Source organism: Novosphingobium sp. CCH12-A3, from assembly GCF_001556015.1.
Classification (GTDB): Bacteria; Pseudomonadota; Alphaproteobacteria; order Sphingomonadales; family Sphingomonadaceae; genus Novosphingobium; species Novosphingobium subterraneum.
In genome coordinates, this window is record NZ_LSIA01000029.1 from 89,979 (window position 1) to 104,939 (window position 14,961).

Annotated in this window: 16 protein-coding genes and 1 pseudogene; 9 read left to right on the forward strand and 8 right to left on the reverse strand. The window is 62.6% G+C overall.

Annotated elements, in window-relative coordinates; genetic code table 11:
• Positions 1-119 precede the first annotated feature (119 nt).
• The 7 genes from AX703_RS02660 to AX703_RS02690 form a co-directional block, all read right to left on the reverse strand.
• Positions 120-479, reverse strand: a complete 360-nt coding sequence (locus tag AX703_RS02660) for a response regulator (protein WP_223850255.1) — start codon at positions 477-479, stop codon at positions 120-122.
• A gap of 16 nt (positions 480-495) precedes the next feature.
• Positions 496-2,100: a sensor histidine kinase gene (locus AX703_RS02665; RefSeq protein WP_062342449.1), complete on the reverse strand. Its 1,605-nt coding sequence runs from the start codon at positions 2,098-2,100 to the stop codon at positions 496-498.
• Positions 2,101-2,166: 66 nt separating this feature from the next.
• Positions 2,167-2,958, reverse strand: a complete 792-nt coding sequence (locus AX703_RS02670; protein WP_231735323.1) for an NADP-dependent oxidoreductase — start codon at positions 2,956-2,958, stop codon at positions 2,167-2,169.
• 244 nt (positions 2,959-3,202) lie between these two features.
• Positions 3,203-4,468: a thiolase family protein gene (locus AX703_RS02675; RefSeq protein WP_062342452.1), complete on the reverse strand. Its 1,266-nt coding sequence runs from the start codon at positions 4,466-4,468 to the stop codon at positions 3,203-3,205.
• A gap of 75 nt (positions 4,469-4,543) precedes the next feature.
• Positions 4,544-5,557: an NADP-dependent oxidoreductase gene (locus AX703_RS02680; protein ID WP_062342453.1), complete on the reverse strand. Its 1,014-nt coding sequence runs from the start codon at positions 5,555-5,557 to the stop codon at positions 4,544-4,546.
• 72 nt (positions 5,558-5,629) lie between these two features.
• Positions 5,630-6,376, reverse strand: a complete 747-nt coding sequence (locus AX703_RS02685) for a ferredoxin reductase (protein WP_062342455.1) — start codon at positions 6,374-6,376, stop codon at positions 5,630-5,632.
• Entirely contained in the window at positions 6,369-6,974 is a 606-nt protein-coding gene (locus tag AX703_RS02690) for a sulfite oxidase-like oxidoreductase (RefSeq protein ID WP_062342457.1), read from the reverse strand. Before AX703_RS02690 ends, AX703_RS02685 begins: the two co-directional genes overlap by 8 nt.
• Positions 6,975-7,277: 303 nt before the next feature.
• On the opposite strand from AX703_RS02690, the gene nadE reads away from it, so the two are divergent.
• The 9 genes and pseudogenes from nadE to AX703_RS02735 all read left to right on the forward strand — a co-directional run bounded on the left by nadE (position 7,278) and on the right by AX703_RS02735 (position 14,371).
• Positions 7,278-8,153, forward strand: coding sequence for an ammonia-dependent NAD(+) synthetase (gene nadE, locus AX703_RS02695; protein ID WP_062342459.1), 876 nt, complete (start codon positions 7,278-7,280; stop codon positions 8,151-8,153).
• 239 nt (positions 8,154-8,392) lie between these two features.
• Positions 8,393-8,866, forward strand: coding sequence for a peroxiredoxin (locus AX703_RS02700; protein WP_062342461.1), 474 nt, complete (start codon positions 8,393-8,395; stop codon positions 8,864-8,866).
• Positions 8,867-8,869: 3 nt separating this feature from the next.
• A complete protein-coding gene (locus tag AX703_RS02705) occupies positions 8,870-9,361 on the forward strand; it encodes a DM13 domain-containing protein (protein ID WP_062342463.1) in 492 nt (163 codons plus the stop codon).
• An 8-nt stretch (positions 9,362-9,369) separates the two neighbouring features.
• Positions 9,370-10,629: an MFS transporter gene (locus AX703_RS02710; RefSeq protein WP_062342507.1), complete on the forward strand. Its 1,260-nt coding sequence runs from the start codon at positions 9,370-9,372 to the stop codon at positions 10,627-10,629.
• Between the two features lie 49 nt (positions 10,630-10,678).
• Positions 10,679-11,416, forward strand: a complete 738-nt coding sequence (locus AX703_RS02715) for an AzlC family ABC transporter permease (RefSeq protein ID WP_197423588.1) — start codon at positions 10,679-10,681, stop codon at positions 11,414-11,416.
• Between the two features lie 24 nt (positions 11,417-11,440).
• Positions 11,441-11,869, forward strand: coding sequence for a transposase (locus AX703_RS02720; protein ID WP_062342465.1), 429 nt, complete (start codon positions 11,441-11,443; stop codon positions 11,867-11,869).
• A pseudogene (tnpB, locus tag AX703_RS02725) lies at positions 11,866-12,213 on the forward strand (IS66 family insertion sequence element accessory protein TnpB). The gene AX703_RS02720 and the pseudogene tnpB overlap by 4 nt, the downstream one beginning before the upstream one ends.
• A gap of 112 nt (positions 12,214-12,325) precedes the next feature.
• Positions 12,326-13,957 (forward strand): IS66 family transposase, encoded by a 1,632-nt coding sequence (locus AX703_RS02730; protein ID WP_062342510.1) that lies wholly within the window; start codon positions 12,326-12,328, stop codon positions 13,955-13,957.
• Positions 13,958-14,011: 54 nt separating this feature from the next.
• Entirely contained in the window at positions 14,012-14,371 is a 360-nt protein-coding gene (locus AX703_RS02735) for an AzlD domain-containing protein (RefSeq protein ID WP_197423589.1), read from the forward strand.
• A 106-nt stretch (positions 14,372-14,477) separates the two neighbouring features.
• On the opposite strand, the gene AX703_RS02740 is transcribed toward AX703_RS02735, so the two are convergent.
• Positions 14,478-14,927 carry a hypothetical protein gene (locus AX703_RS02740; protein ID WP_027297094.1) on the reverse strand — a complete coding sequence of 150 codons (450 nt, stop codon included), beginning with the start codon at positions 14,925-14,927 and terminating at the stop codon, positions 14,478-14,480.
• Positions 14,928-14,961: the final 34 nt, after the last annotated feature.

Here is a 14,961-nt window from a genome sequence, read left to right on the forward strand (position 1 = left end):
ATCGTTGAGGGGTGATGGGCCGGTCGGATTCGCGGCGGTCATCCGAAGGCAAAGGCTTGCGCCCCAGGGTCTCGTGGACCGCGCAGCTCCGGCGTCCGAGTTGGTCGAGGCGCTGGACATCACGCCGCCATCTTTCGGACCGTGTCCAAGACCCGGTCTTGCCGGTATGGCTTGGCGAAGAACACAATGTCCGCTGGAACAACGGCTTCGTCAGGCCAAGGCCTCCCGGACGTGATTATGATCTGGATGGTTGGCCACCGCCGGCGGATGCAAATGGCGAGCATGATGCCATCGATCCCGCCGGGCATGTTCACGTCCGTGAACACGACGCGCACATCCAGTCGTTCCTCCAGGGTCATGAGCGCGGCGGATGCATTCGGCGCCTGCAAGACTTCGAAGCCCGCCTCCTCAATCATGTCCGTCGCGAACAGTCGGAGAAGTGGTTCGTCTTCGACGACGAGCACCACGGGTTTCACCATTCCACCCATACTCCCATCAACCTTGAACCAGGTGACGCATGGAGGCGTGCAGATCGGCCGTTAACCCGGCGGGCTCGTAGCGAACATCGACACCTCCGGTGCCGACCAGGCCGATGTTGATCAGCTTCGATCCAAAGCCTCGGTGAGTTGGCGGCACAACCGGAGGCCCACCCCGTTCTCGCCATGTTACGCGCAGAAGGTCGTCGTCCTGGCCGACTTCGACATCCCACGACAGCGAGACGTGGCCGTCGTCACTGGTCAGCGCGCCGTATTTGCAGGCGTTTGTCAGCAACTCGTGGACGATGAGGGAAAACGAGAGCGCCGCTCGTGGCCCCAGCGCCACCGCCGGCCCACTCATGTCGACCCGATCTGAGAACCCGATCGCGTCGATCACTGTCGCTGCGACAGCTTGTAGATCAGCTTGTGTCCAACTCATTTGGTGCAAGGCGTCGTGCGCCGCGCTCAGAGCCATCAGCCGACGCTCGAAGGCGTAGACCGCTTCGCGATCGGTGACGCTTCGCAGCGTTTGGCTCGCGATGGCCTGCACCATGGTGAGCATGTTCTTCAGGCGGTGAGCAATTTCGCCGTTCACTATGAGTTGCTGCTGCTCGGTACGATGCCTGGCGACGCCTGCCTCGAGCCGGTCTGCCGCACTTCGTAGGAACGAGATTTCCTCTGCGGGCCAAGGTCGGGGATGCGCCGAATGAACGAAGAAAACGGCGATGGTTTTGCCACGATCTCGAACCGGCATGTCGACCAGCGACCGAACGCCGACCCGCATTGCGCTCTCGAGATTGTGCAGAGTGCGATCGTCGGTCAGGGCGTCCCACACAACGAGAGGGTCGCCAACGACGAGCGGCTCGCGCAAGTTCCCGTACTCGTCGAGACGGTGGCGCCCGGCAATGCTCACCGCCCCCGGCGCCGTCCAATCGGTTTCGACGTCAATCGTATCGACGTCCTCGTTGACGGATCCGAACCCGGCTCGGTCAGCGGAGAGCGTTCGGCCGACAATGGCGGCGGTCGCCGAAGCCATCTCTGCGGTATCGTGGCTGCTCCGAATGGTCTCGCCGATTTCGACCAAGGCTGTCTGCAGGGCTGTGAGGCGCTCACTGGCCTTTGCGATCCGGCGGAGTTCGAGACTTTCGCTGGCGAGACGGGCAAGGGCTTGCAGCATCGCCTTTTCCATCTCGCTGAGCCCTTCAGGCCGCGGAACGGTATCGATGACGCACAGCCGACCCACGATCGCTCCCGATCGCAAGACGAGCGGCGCGCCAGCGTAGGCGCGAAAGTGCCGGACGCCCGTGACGAGCGGATTGCGCTTGGTCCGCGCATCATTTGTGAGATCGACGATCTCTAGAAGATCGCCTTGATCGATCTCGATCCGACAGACCGAGTGTTCGATCTCCGTCTCGCATACCTCAAGCCCGTACTTGGCTTTGAACCATTGCCGGTCAGTATCCAGCAGGGTGATGAGCGCGATGGGAACGTCACAGGCCTTTGCGGCGACAAAAACGAGATCGTCGAAGGCTTGCTCATCCGGTGTGTCGAGCACCATGAGGTCTGCAAGCGCCCGCGCCCGCTGTGCCGCCCCGAAATCGGTTCTGTCAGCGCTCAGGCTCACCGCAGTTCTCCTGGATGATGCCTCGAAGGTCGAGCGTGGCCGATCATCGGCGTTTCCCGCGTCATGTCAGTGCCCCCTCATGCGGGGCGGCCACTGCACTGACGGCACGCCCGCTTGGCCGCTCTGATCGGCGATGGCGTCACCGACGGCGAGGACGATCTTGCCCTGGATATGGCCTGCCTCTGCGCGTTCGTGAGCGACGGCCGCTTCGGAAAGGGGATATGTGCTATCGACGGCGACGCGGACCTCACCGCTGTCGAGCAAGCGAGCTAGCTTGGCCAACTGATCGCCGCTGGAACGCACCTGCGTCGCCGAAACGGTCACTCCTCGGTCGGCAGCCTCGTCATGTCCGGCAAAGCCAAGGGGAAAGATCGGGAACAGCGCACCGCCACGACGTATGGTCCGAAGGAAGCGGCCGGAGGCCGGACCGCCGACGGCATCGACGACAAGATCGATGTCGCGCACATCGTCTTCGGGTTTGGTCTTCGTGTAGTCGATGAACTCGTCGGCGCCCAGTTCGCGAAGGAACGCTTCGTGCCGGGTTGAAGCGACGGCGATGACACGCGCGCCTTCGTGCTTTGCCAACTGCAATGCCAGATGACCGACACCGCCCGCAGCCCCGTTGATCATAACGCTCTTCCCAGCCAACGGGACCGGGCTGTGGCGCTCGGACTGCAGCGGGTTCTGCTCGTTATGGCCTAGCTCGATCAGGAACTGCCAAGCGGTCAGCCCCGACATGGGAACGGCGGCTGCATGAATGTGGTCCAGGTGTCGGGGCTTGGCCGCAAGGTCGGAAGCAGGCGCGGAAACATACTCGGCGTATCCCAAGCTCTCGCCGAAACTGGGAAAGCGGATCATTCCAAAAACTTCATCGCCGACCGAGAACGCCGTCACATCGTCAGCGACCTTCTCGACGATCCCGGAGACATCCGAGCCGGGTATGGCTCGCGGAGATACCAGTCGGGCGGGTTGAGGCCTGCCGCTTTTACACGGACGAGCACCTCTCCCGGCTTTGTCACAGGTGTCGGCGCCTCCTCATAGCGAAGCACATGAGGAGCGCCGAACTCATGGAAGCGGATCGCTTTCATTTTTCGTCCTCCGATCAGACGCGTTCGAGGAGGGCGACAGTGCCTTGACCACCATCGGCGCAGATGCTGACGATCCCGCGAGATCCGACCGGCATGGCCCACAGCTCTTTCACAGCTTGGCTGAGATCGCGCGCGCCGGTCGCGCCGAAGGGATGTCCGATGGCTACCGAGCCGCCGTTGGGATTGACGCGATCCCAATCGAAGTTGCCCATCTCCTCCGAAACACCGGCCTTGTCTCGGACCCAGTTCGGATCGGTGATGGCCGCGACGTTGGCCAGCACCTGTGCCGCGAACGCCTCGTGGATTTCCCAAAGTGCGATGTCGGCGAAGCCAAGGTGATGGCGCGCCAGAAGTCGTGGAATGGCATAGGACGGCGCCATCAGCAGCCCCTCCGTGTGTAGGTCCACCGCCGAGACTTCGTAGTCGACTATCCGCGCATAGGGCGTGCCGTCGGGTAGCCTCTTCAGCCCCTCTGTGTTGGACACCCAACAGCCGGCCGCTCCATCCGTGATGGGGGAGCTATTGCCGGCTGTCAGGCTACCCATTCCGCTCTCACGATCGAAGGCGGGCTTCAAACCGGATAGACGTTCGGCGGATGTGTCCGCGCGCGGGTTCGCATCGCGGGAAAGCTCCGGCAGCGAGATCACGAGGTCATCGAAGAAGCCGCCGTCCCAGCCAGCGACGGCGCGCTCGTGGCTTTTTAGTGCCCAATCATCCTGAGCCTCACGCGAGATGCGCCACGCCTTGGCGGTCTCCTCCATGTGATCGCCCATCGTCCTGCCCGTAAGGCGGTTGGCCCAGCCCTTCGTGGGGAGCACATAGTCTTGAGGGGTCAACGCCCCCAGGGCGGCAAGTGCCGCAGCCGGATCCTGCGCGAAGAGATCGGTGAGTCGTTTAGATGCCTCAGCGGTGAGCGCGAGCGATGGTCGGCTCATGACCTCAGACCCGCCGACCAGTATCAGGTTGAGCCCGCCGCCGAGCATCCCGGCTGCGGCGAAGCTCGCGGTCATGCTCGTCGAGCACGCTAGGACCACGGCGAATGCTGGAACGTTGGGGTTGAGCTTCGCGTCCAGCCAGATTTCGCGAGCGATGTTGCTCCAGCCCAGGTTCGGGATGACGGTTCCCCAGATCGTCAGATCGGGCTCCGCAAGCTTCGCCATTTCTTCAACGACTGGCACTGACAACGAGACCGCGTCATAATTTGCCAGCGCTCCTCCGCCACGACCGAATGGTGTCCGCAAGCCTGCGGCTATGAAAACTGGTTCGGCGAAGCGGCTCACGGTGATCTCCCAAAGCTAAAGGTTCTAATTAGACGAGGTGGCGTAGTGCGGTCCGCTGACGGCAGGCGCCGGCCGTCAGGGCGTCTCCCCATCCCTGAGGTCGATGACCATTTTTCCGATGTTTTTTCCGGCGAAGAGATCGAGGAACGCCGAAGGGGTTCTCTCGAGGCCGTGAACTACCGTCTCCTGCCACTTGACCTTCCCATCGGCGATCCACCGGGTGACGTCGCGCTGGAAATCCTCCCAAACCGACATGTTGTGGATGGTGACGAAGCCTTGCAGCAGGAGGCTCTTCTCAATAACCGCATAGATATTGCGGGGACCGACCGGCTCGCTGTTGTATTGCTCGATCATTCCGCACAAAGCGAAGCGTGCGAAGTCATTGGCCGCCTCAAGCGCGGCTTCCAGGTGCGTGCCACCGACGTTGTCGAAATAGATGTCGACACCCTTAGGCGCAGCTTCGCGAAGTGCTGCGACCATGTCGTCCGTATTCTTGTAGTTTATCGTGGCATCAGCGCCTGCTTCCTCGCGCAGCCAACGCAATTTGTCCTCGCCGCCCGCGGACGCAACGACCCGGCATTCCTTGATCTTTGCGATTTGGACAGCGAGCGATCCGACCGAACCCGCTGCTGCTGACACGAACACAGTTTCGCCAGCTCGCGGCTTTCCGATCTGGAGCATGCCGATGTAGGCGGCGAAGCCGGGGAAACCGAGCGGGCCCAGATACGCCTGTTCTGGAATCGTCGTATCGATCTTAGTAGCGGACGCGGCGTCGATGATCGCGCGGTCGCGCCAGCCGGCAAAGTGGCTCACGACCTCGCCAGGGCTGAACCGTTCATTCTTGCTTTCGACTACGACGCCGATCGCGGCGCCATCCAGAGGCTCTCCAACTTGGAAGGGCGGCATGTAGCTTTCTCGACCGGTCATGCGGCCGCGCATGTAAGGGTCAACCGAGAGCCACCGGTTGGCGACGAGCAGTTGTCCTCGCTCTGGCGCGGGAAGATCCTGCTCGACGAGTTCGAAGTTGTTGGCCTGTGGTAGCCCTTCGGGACGACTTTTAAGGTGAAATTGACGGGCCATGATGGTCATGGGCGAAGCCTTTCCCGAACAAAGCTTGAGCTGGGCGCTCCCGCGTAATGGGATGCGATCATCTGGCCGCCCCTACCCACCGTAGCGCTCGGTCTTGATGATCGAGACGCCCAGCCCTGCCGACAATGCGCTGTCCGTCGCGATGTTGACGAAACCGTTCGACCCGCAAACGAACACGTGGCCCGGGTCGCGACCGAGACGTGCGATTGTTGCCTGGACCATCCCATCGTCGATCCGTCGGCCATAGTCCAAGGCACGCTTTGGCGCTTCGCGCGTAATCGCGAGCGTCAAGACGAACGTGGGATCGCTCATCTCGATTGAGTGGAGTTCGCTGGAGAAGAGCACGTCCTCAGCGGTTCGCGCCGACAAGAGCAGAGCGACTGGAACGGCCTGTGCCGATGCCCGACGCTGCCGGATCATCGCCATCAGCGGCACCACGCCTGAACCTGCGCCGATCAGGAGCACCGGCTTGTCGGTAGGCTCGGGCCAAAGAAAGTGCCCTCCAAGCGGTCCCCTGAGTTCGATCTCGTCGCCGGCTGCGGCGACATCGTGGAAGAATGGCGAAACTTCGCCATTCGGCAGGCGCTCGATGACGAGTTCCAGGATCGGCGAAGAGCCCGCCGACGATGCGATCGAATAACTGCGCATCGCCTGATAGCCGTTTGGGGCGGTCAGCCGGACGTCGACGTGCTGGCCTGCTGTATGAACGAACGGTTCCGGCAACCGCAGGAAGAAGCTCTTGATACTCGGTGTCTGTTGGACGATTTCGTCGATCACGCCTGACTGCCACGACGCGGGTTGCGCGTCGAACTCAGTCATGGGTGTACCGTTGCTCGCGCCACGGATCACCGTAGATGTGATAGCCGCGCAACTCCCAGAACCCGGCCTCGTCGCGAGTGGTGAACTGCAGCGCATTCACCCACTTGGCGGACTTCCAGAAGTAGAGATGCGGAACAAGAAGGCGCGCTGGTCCGCCATGGTCGCGGGGAAGCGGCTGGCCCGCGTAGCTTAGCGCGACCATAGCCTTGCCGGACAACATGTCCGCGAGCGGGACATTCGTCGAATAGCCATCGTAGCAGTGCGCAAGGACGAAGTCTGTTGGCTGTTCAACTCCAGCGTCCGCGAGGATGTCCTCGATCAGCACGCCTTCCCACTTCGTGTCGAGCTTGGACCAGGACGTGACGCAATGAATGTCTTTGGTCACTTTGGTCTTTGGAAGGGCGTTGAATTCACTCCAACTCCAGACCTTCACGGGTCTCGGACCGATCTTGACCGTGAACTTCCAGTCGGACGTCTCGATACGAGGCGTTGGCCCGGCGGTAAGAACGGGAAAGTTCTCCACGAGATGTTGACCTGGCGGAATACGGCCCTCGTGGTCGCCGCCTGAACCGCGGCCGGTGAAACCTCTGGTGACCATGCCGAACCCCCTTGCTCGTCACGACGGACCGACCGACTTCATCTCAGGCTAATGCGTAGATGACCCTCGCAAAGGAAAGATATCGAGCGGATCGCAAAGCTGATGTTCAGACAACCGGATGTTAAAACAGTAGAGATACGCAATTCATCACTATGACTCGCGATGATCCCGCCTCGACTATAGCTTTATATCAGACTGCTTTCCCAATGCCCTGTCGCTATAGTTTCGATAGCTTTGAACCAGTGTTGCGTGCGCGTCGTGGCTCGTGGGACAAATGAAGCTTCGCGAGGTGAGGTCGCCAGCATGCGACTGCGGCGTGCACAGGAGGTCGTCATTCCCATCCAAGACGAGATTATCGCAGCGCTCGGCGTTTCGGCGTCGTTCGATGCCCGACACGAGGCGGCAGAACGCGCCGCCTTCCTCCGCGACTATCTGAGGTCGTCGGGGCAGCGAGCGTATGTGCTTGGAGTCAGCGGCGGCGTCGATTCCCTGACGGCGGGTCTAATCGCGCAATCGGCCGTGAAGGATCTGCGTCAGACTGGGTACGAATGCGACTTTGTAGCGGTGCGGCTGCCCTATGGCGAACAGATGGACGAGCGCGATGCTCAGCTTGCCTTGTCAGCCATCAGGCCCGACCGCGTTGTGGTGATCAATATAAGGCCCGCGACCGACGCGCTGTGGAGCGAGATGACAGGCTCCGATTACGAGTCCGCCGACCCCGGCCTGCGCAGCACGGTGCTCGGGAACATCAAGGCACGCCAACGGATGGTCGCCCAGTTTGCTCTCGCGGGGACCCTGGGCGGCCTTGTGATTGGCACGGACCATGCAGCCGAAGCGGTGATGGGTTTCTTCACAAAGTTCGGCGATGGCGCGGCCGATGTTCTCCCTCTCGCCGGTCTCAATAAGCGGCGCGTTCGAGGGATCGCGTCTCATCTGGGTGCCCCGGCGGAACTGATCAGTAAGGTTCCCACGGCAGATTTGGATGACGCGATGCCGTTACGCCCCGACGAAGACGCCTACGGCGTGACCTATGATGAGATCGACGATTACCTCGAAGGAAGGGGTGTGGCCCCGGCTGCGGTCGAGACGATCCAAAGGGCGTACCGAGCCACCGCGCATAAACGCGCGCTGCCTGTGGCGGCCAACGTGAAGCTTCTGGCGCCGCAAGGGTCGAACTGACGCTAAATTCGCTCCCACCTAGACATGGAAACTATGTCACGCCGCTATTGGAAAAGACCGGCGTAGGAATTCATAGTCATCCACGTAAACTCGTGGCCTCGTCGGGTATAGTCTAGACAGGATTCTGGTCTTATCGACTATTCGACGCTCGGGCCGTGGGGCGGTGAAGTATAGCAGTTTCCCTGCGCTCGCGAGTTTTCGCTGCACGTTGGGCACATGCTTCGTGTTCGGAGAGAGGGATGACCGCGGCCGATCGTCAAGCGCCAGAGCTTCGCATTCATCGGTGGATCGGCGTGGATGGAAGCGACCTTAAGGCGCCGATCAAGCTATCGGATCTTGGCGTAGGGCCGAAGGTCCTTTTCGCGTTTCAGCACTGGTGCAGGGGCTGCCATCTGCATGGGTTTCCTACACTGCAGAAATTGCATGGTGCGCTGGAGTCCAGAGGCGTCGGATTCGCGGTGATCCAGACGGTCTTCGAAGGCGCGCACGAAAATACATTCGACAAGTTGCTCATCAATCAGGTGGAGTACCGTCTCCCCGTCGCTTTCGGGCACGACGAACCGCCGCCTGGTGCTGCGTTTCCAACGTTCATGGAGGATTACCGGACACGGGGAACGCCGTGGTTCACGGTCATCAATGCCGACGGTCACATCGTCTTTTCGGATTTCCACCTGGACGCGGATCGTTTGGTGGCAAATTTGGAGAGCTCGTGAAACATGCCACGGTGGCTCATTCTAGCCTGCACCCACTTCGTCGTTGGCATCACAGGCTTTGCTGCCGGCATCTACACGCTGCCTATCCTCACCGCGCCGGCGTCGCCCACTGAAGCTGCGTTGAGGAGTTCGACGCCTGAGGCGCTCTATTCGGGAAAGCTTTCTCGTGATCTAGCCGGCAGCGACCTGCTGCACTGGGGTGAAGGCGAAGTGCAGATCCTGCCTCACCGGATCGCGCACATTGGCCGTCTCTCTCCCGGGCCGGACTACAAGCTTTATCTCGCCCCGCACTTCGTCGAGACCGAGGAAGCGTTCCTCGCGATCAAGGCCGCGTCCGTTCGGGTCGGCGATGTGAGGACCTTCAACGGCTTCATTATGGAGGTGCCCGCCGACATCGACGTTCGCGACTACAGTGCCGTTGTCATCTGGTGCGAAGCCTTCGATCAGTTCATCAGTTCTGCGGCGTATCAGCCTCCGCGCCAGGCTCGGAAATGAGTCAGGCGATGGATAGCGTGAAGGCGGCCTGCGCGCGGGGGCTCGTTCTGGCGCCGGTCGCAGCGCTGTTGTTGAGTGTCGCCACCTTGCTCTTGGGCAATGGTCTATTGGGTACCCTTCTGATCGTGAGGGCTGGTGAGGAAGGCTTTTCCGCTCAAACGATCAGCGCGATGATGTCCCTATACTTTGCGGGCTTCACCATTGGCGCTCTCACGCTGCCCAGGATGATCGTGTCCGTCGGTCATGTGAGGACTTTCGCTGGCTTCGCCGCGATCGCCTCGATGACGGCTCTTCTTCATGTCGCATTCGTGGAGGCGAACGTATGGATGCCGCTTCGCCTTGTGACCGGCTTCGCCTATGCAGGCATGATCCTGGCGACTGAGAGCTGGCTCAACGCTCACGCGATTCAATCCACGCGCGGTCAGCTTTTGTCGATTTTCGGCGTTGTTTCGATGGGTTCATGGGCCCTTGGTCAAGCGCTTCTCAACATCGCGCCGCCCGCAGACGTGACGCTGTTCCTGTTCGTCTCGCTGCTGATATCTGCTGCCGTCGTCCCCGTCACGCTACTGCCCAGTCATCCCCCGGCCGAGGTTCAACAGGAGCCCGTCGCCTTTCGCGATCTCGTTGCAATTTCGCCCCTTCCGTCGGTCGGCGTTTTCCTAGCCGGTCTGGCCATCGGCGGCTTCTGGGGACTAGGGCCCAATTTTGCGCAGAGGATTGGCCTCGATGTGGGCGGCATTTCTGCGTTCATGGCTGCGGTCCTTGGTGGGACGCTCGTGCTCCAGTGGCCATTGGGATGGCTATCGGACCGCGTGTCGCGGACACTCGTCATTGCCGGCGCCGCCCTGGCTTCCGCGGCGGCCGCGATCGGCGTAGCGCTGGCTGCGGACGCGCCTCTGCCTGTGCTACTTGCGGCGGGCGCGCTGTTCGGCGGCTTCGGTATTCCCATCTATTCGCTATGCCTTGCCGTTGCGAACGACGACCTTCCTCCGGGTCGGCTGCTGGGCACCGCTCGCGGACTTCTCCTACTCAACGGGATCGGAACCGCTGCCGGGCCGCTCATTGGAGGCCTGGTGATGGACCTCCTCGGTCCTGGCGGCCTGTTCCTCTACGCGGCGGCATTGCTGACTGCCCTGGCGGTCTTGGCCGGTGTGCGTAGGCACTCCGACCGCTCCGTCAAGACAAGAGCGACACGCTGCCCGAGCACGGCGATGATAACCGGGTCGCTCGACGCGATGATACGAACCCCGGCGGATCAGCGCCGCTGAGACGACGATGCCCACAACCGAAGGACTGCCAGTCGGCTGTTAGAGGAGCGTGGCTGAGAACAAGGTGGAACGCGTCATGGATGAGGGCGTGAAGGCTTCAGCCCCGAGAGACGCATACGAGGCTAGACGGGGGGCGATCGCCATCCTCCCGTTGGCCTTGGGGGCCAGCGTGTATGGCTTGGCCTTCGGTTTCCTGGCCGTACAGGTAGGTTTCCCATGGTGGGGCGTCGCGATCATGAGCGCCTCTACCCATGCGGGCTCTTCGCAGATCATCGCGGTTGAGCAGTTCGCTTCCACAGGTGTCGTGTTGGGCGCGGTTCTGGCCGGTGCGTCACTGAACCTGCGCTATGTCGGCATCATCGCCTCTTTATCCGAGGTGCTGGCCGGCTTGTCGCTGAGGAAAAAGCTCTTCGCCATCCACATTACTGGCGACGAGAACTGGGCTTTGACGATGTCCGAGCGGGCAAAGTCCCCCGATGTCGGAGCACCATTCCTCATAGGCTCAGGGCTGGTGAATATCTCCATGTGGACAGCCTCCACGACGCTCGGGGCTTTGCTTGGCGCCGCGCTGCCCGATCTCGGACGCTTTGGCCTGAGCTTCGCGTTCACGGCGGCCTTCATTGCAATGGCGCGAGGTCTGTGGCGGGGACGTTCCCAAGCCCTGCCATGGACCATGGCCGCGGCAGCGACCATGGCCGTCATCTCGCTCGGCATGCCCAAAGCTTACGGGATCATCGTCGGCGCATTCTTCGTACGCGTCCGGCGTAGGCCGCCTTGCGCGGGGTGATGCAAATCGTTGAGCACTGTCGGTATGGACAGCCATACTGACAGTGTCTTGAATCGCCTCGACGTGGTCGAGACGGGGCGTCGTCGCCGCTGGAGCGAGGACGAGAAGGAGCGGATCGTGCTGGAGAGCATGGCTGGTCCGCGCCTGATCTCAGCGACGGCGCGGCGGCACGGGATCGCGCGCTCGCAATTGCTGGCTTGGCGGCGTGCGATGCTTGTCGAGCCAAGCGCTACGCCTTCAGGCTTCATTCCGATGCTCGTGACGCCCGAGACTGACCAGCGCGAAGACGCGCGGACGATGGGCGCTGGTGCGCCGCCGGCCTTGGCGGTCGCCGCGCCGACGCCGGGGCGGATCGAGATCGTCCTGCGGTCGGGTCGGAGGATGATCGTCGAGGGCGCCGCCGATATGGACGCCGTCTTGAAGCTCGCGCGGGGCCTTGAGGCTTTTCGATGATCCCGGTCCCGGTCGGCGTGAAGGTCTGGCTGGCGACCGGCCACACCGATATGAGGAAGGGGTTCGCCTCGCTGGCGCTGGTGGCGCAGGAGGTCTTGAAGCGCGATCCGCTCGGGGGCCACATCTTCTGCTTCCGCGGGCGTCGCGGTGATCTTTTGAAGGTGATCTGGCACGACGGGTAGGCGGCGAGCCTCTATGTGCGCCGACTGGAGAAGGGCCGCTTTCTGTGGCCGTCGCCGGCCGACGGCGTCGTCGCTATCACGCCGGCGCAGATGGGTTACCTGCTCTCCGGCATCGACTGGCGCAACCCTGTCGAGACATGGCGTCCGACGTCGGTCGGATAACGCCTTTTTGCTTGCGTTCGCAGAGGGATGTGATTCCATCCTGGATGTGAGCGCCGCCCTTCCATCACCGTCCTCGCCTCCGCTGCCAGCCGATCTGGCTGCGGCGCATGCAATGATCCTGGCGGAGCGTCAGGCCCGGATCGAGGCAGAAGCGGCGGCGGCGCTTGCCAGGGATACAGCCTCCCGCCTTGACGCCGAGGCGCTGCAGCTCAGGGCCGCCGCATCGTCCACCGAGGCGATGATCGCCCACCTCAAGCTGCAGATCGAGAGGCTGCGCCGCGAGCTTTACGGACAGCGCTCGGAGCGCACGGCCCGGCTCATCGACCAGATGGAGCTTCAGCTCGAAGAGCTGGAGGCAAAGGCCACGGAGGACGAGATCGCCGCGGAGGCGGCATCACGCCAGGTGGCGTCGCCCATGCCGGCGCAGCGTCGCCATCCCGTGCGCAAGCCCTTCCCCGAGAACCTGCCGCGCGAGCGGGTGCTGGTGCCCGCGCCGACGTCCTGCCCGTGCTGCGGCTCGATGAAGCTGTCGAAGCTCGGTGAGGACGTGACCGAGACGCTGGAGGTGATCCCACGCTCGTGGAAGGTGATCCAGACGGTGCGGGAGAAGTTCACCTGCCGGGCATGCGAGGCCATCACGCAGCCGCCCGCACCCTTCCACGTCACGCCGCGCGGCTTCGTAGGCCCGAACCTGCTCGCCACCATCCTGTTCGAGAAGTTCGGTCAGCATCAACCGCTCAACCGCCAGAGCGAACGCTATGCCCGCGAGGGCATCGACCTCGCTGTCTCGACGCTGGCCGACCAGGTCGGCGCGGCCACGGTGGCGCTGAAGCCGCTGCATGAGTTGATCGCCCGGCACGTCATGGCGGCGCAGCGCCTGCACGCCGACGACACCACGGTGCCGATCCTGGCCAAGGGCAAGACCGACACGGGCCGGATCTGGACCTATGTGCGCGACGACAGGCCGTTCGGCGGCGCCGATCCGCCGGCAGCGCTTTACTACGCCTCGCGTGATCGCAGGCACGAGCATCCCGACGATCACCTCAAGAACTGGCGGGGCATTCTGCAGGCCGATGCTTATGGCGGCTACAACGGCCTCTACGATCCGGCACGCAAGGCGGGAGCGGTCACTTCGGCACTCTGTTGGTCACACGCACGCCGCGGCTTCTTCGAACTCGCCGACATCGCCGCCTCGGCACGGCGCGGGCCATCGGCTGCGCCCGTGTCGCCGATTGCGCTGGAAGCGGTGACGCGTATCGACGCTCTGTTCGAAATCGAGCGCGCGATAAACGGCTTGAGCCCCGAGGACCGTCAGCGCGTCCGGCAGGAGCAGTCCAGACCCGTCGTCGACGACCTGCACGCGTGGCTGCTGAGTAAGCGCCCCACGCTGTCGCGTTCGTCGTCGGTCGCCAAGCCGATCGACTACATGCTCAAGCGCTGGAGCCGCTTCGCCGGCTTCCTCGACGACGGTCGCATCTGCCTGACGAACAATGCGGCGGAGCGTAGCCTGCGCGGCTTTGCACTCGGCCGGAAAGCCTGGCTCTTCGCCGGCTCCGACCGCGGCGCCGACCGTGCCGCCATCATGGCGACGCTCATCACCACCGCGAAACTGAACGACATCGACCCGCAGGCCTGGCTCGCCGACGCGCTCGCCCGCATCGCGGCGACCCAACAGAGCCAGCTCGCCGATCTGCTGCCGTGGCACTGGCGCCGCACCACGGTCGAACACCGCAGCGCAGCTTAATCAGACGGCCGTCGTCACCAGACGCGTTCGCCGTCAGCCCGTGGCCCTCGCCGGATGCATACCATTCTTCGGCTTGGTGGTGATCTCCTTGAAGCGCAGGATCGAGGCGGCAGCCCGATGAGCGCTTCGCACTGGGCTGTCGTCGGTTTGCTCGTCGTGGCTGCGTTTGCGATCCGGGTCGCCGGGTTGATTGCCGGTGAGCGAATTAGGGTTTCCAGGCAGGCTTGGGTTCTGGACGAGTTGCCTGGGCTGATCGTGGTCAGCTTGGTCGCTTCGTCGTTGATCGGTCAGCCACCTCCAACCTGGATCGCGGCCGGTGTCGCGCTGGGTGCAGCGATCGCCACGAACCAGGTCATCGTGGCGATGGTATTGGGAATGCTCGCCTACGCAGGTCTGGGGTGGCTTGGCTCGTAAGTGCCGATCATCTGCGAGAAGGAGCTATGGGGAGGCCAGCAGTCGTCCAGTCAGGCTGCGAACGTCGATGGCCCGCACTCACGATCCGAGGATCGCGGGTTTTCGCCTACGCAACAGCCTCCACGGTCAAATCGCGGCCATTGAACTGCACCGTTTCCCCGGCTCGCGCGCCTTCGATCGCCTCGTAGATCGGGGCCATCGTCGAGATGCCCATCAGTTCCTGCCCATGACAAATGAACCTGCCAGTCGAGACCGAAATGACGAAGTGCTTGCCGGACAGCTTGACGACGGCGCCTTCCGAGACTTCTGACTTCGGTCCAAAATCGATCGTCCGAAGCTTGTCGAGCTTATCAACATAGTCATCGAGAGTGTCATCGAGCGCCTCAGCGAAATCGCTCGCCACCTCGGCTTGCGCCTGCTCGTCGTTCTCGATCGGCTCGCTGCGATCGAGGCGCGCGGTGGAAACGTAATCCAGATACTTCTCGCGAGCGCTTTTCAGTGCCGCTGTCTCAAGAGACAGCATGGTCTCGCGAATGTGGTCCTTATTCCAGTCCATCTCTGCCTCGTTATCGCTGACCTGAAAGGGAAAT

What these genes read in the sequence shown, in the direction of transcription:
- AX703_RS02660 (WP_223850255.1), bottom strand. Translation starts at nt 479, where the DNA reads ATGGTGAAACCCGTGGTGCTCGTCGTCGAAGACGAACCACTTCTCCGA.
- AX703_RS02670 (WP_231735323.1), bottom strand. Translation starts at nt 2,958, where the DNA reads ATGATCCGCTTTCCCAGTTTCGGCGAGAGCTTGGGATACGCCGAGTAT.
- AX703_RS02680 (WP_062342453.1), bottom strand. Translation starts at nt 5,557, where the DNA reads ATGACCATCATGGCCCGTCAATTTCACCTTAAAAGTCGTCCCGAAGGG.
- AX703_RS02685 (WP_062342455.1), bottom strand. Translation starts at nt 6,376, where the DNA reads ATGACTGAGTTCGACGCGCAACCCGCGTCGTGGCAGTCAGGCGTGATC.
- AX703_RS02690 (WP_062342457.1), bottom strand. Translation starts at nt 6,974, where the DNA reads ATGGTCACCAGAGGTTTCACCGGCCGCGGTTCAGGCGGCGACCACGAG.
- nadE (WP_062342459.1), top strand. Translation starts at nt 7,278, where the DNA reads ATGCGACTGCGGCGTGCACAGGAGGTCGTCATTCCCATCCAAGACGAG.
- AX703_RS02700 (WP_062342461.1), top strand. Translation starts at nt 8,393, where the DNA reads ATGACCGCGGCCGATCGTCAAGCGCCAGAGCTTCGCATTCATCGGTGG.
- AX703_RS02705 (WP_062342463.1), top strand. Translation starts at nt 8,870, where the DNA reads ATGCCACGGTGGCTCATTCTAGCCTGCACCCACTTCGTCGTTGGCATC.
- AX703_RS02710 (WP_062342507.1), top strand. Translation starts at nt 9,370, where the DNA reads ATGGATAGCGTGAAGGCGGCCTGCGCGCGGGGGCTCGTTCTGGCGCCG.
- AX703_RS02720 (WP_062342465.1), top strand. Translation starts at nt 11,441, where the DNA reads ATGGACAGCCATACTGACAGTGTCTTGAATCGCCTCGACGTGGTCGAG.
- AX703_RS02730 (WP_062342510.1), top strand. Translation starts at nt 12,326, where the DNA reads ATGATCCTGGCGGAGCGTCAGGCCCGGATCGAGGCAGAAGCGGCGGCG.
- AX703_RS02735 (WP_197423589.1), top strand. Translation starts at nt 14,012, where the DNA reads ATGCATACCATTCTTCGGCTTGGTGGTGATCTCCTTGAAGCGCAGGAT.
- AX703_RS02740 (WP_027297094.1), bottom strand. Translation starts at nt 14,927, where the DNA reads ATGGACTGGAATAAGGACCACATTCGCGAGACCATGCTGTCTCTTGAG.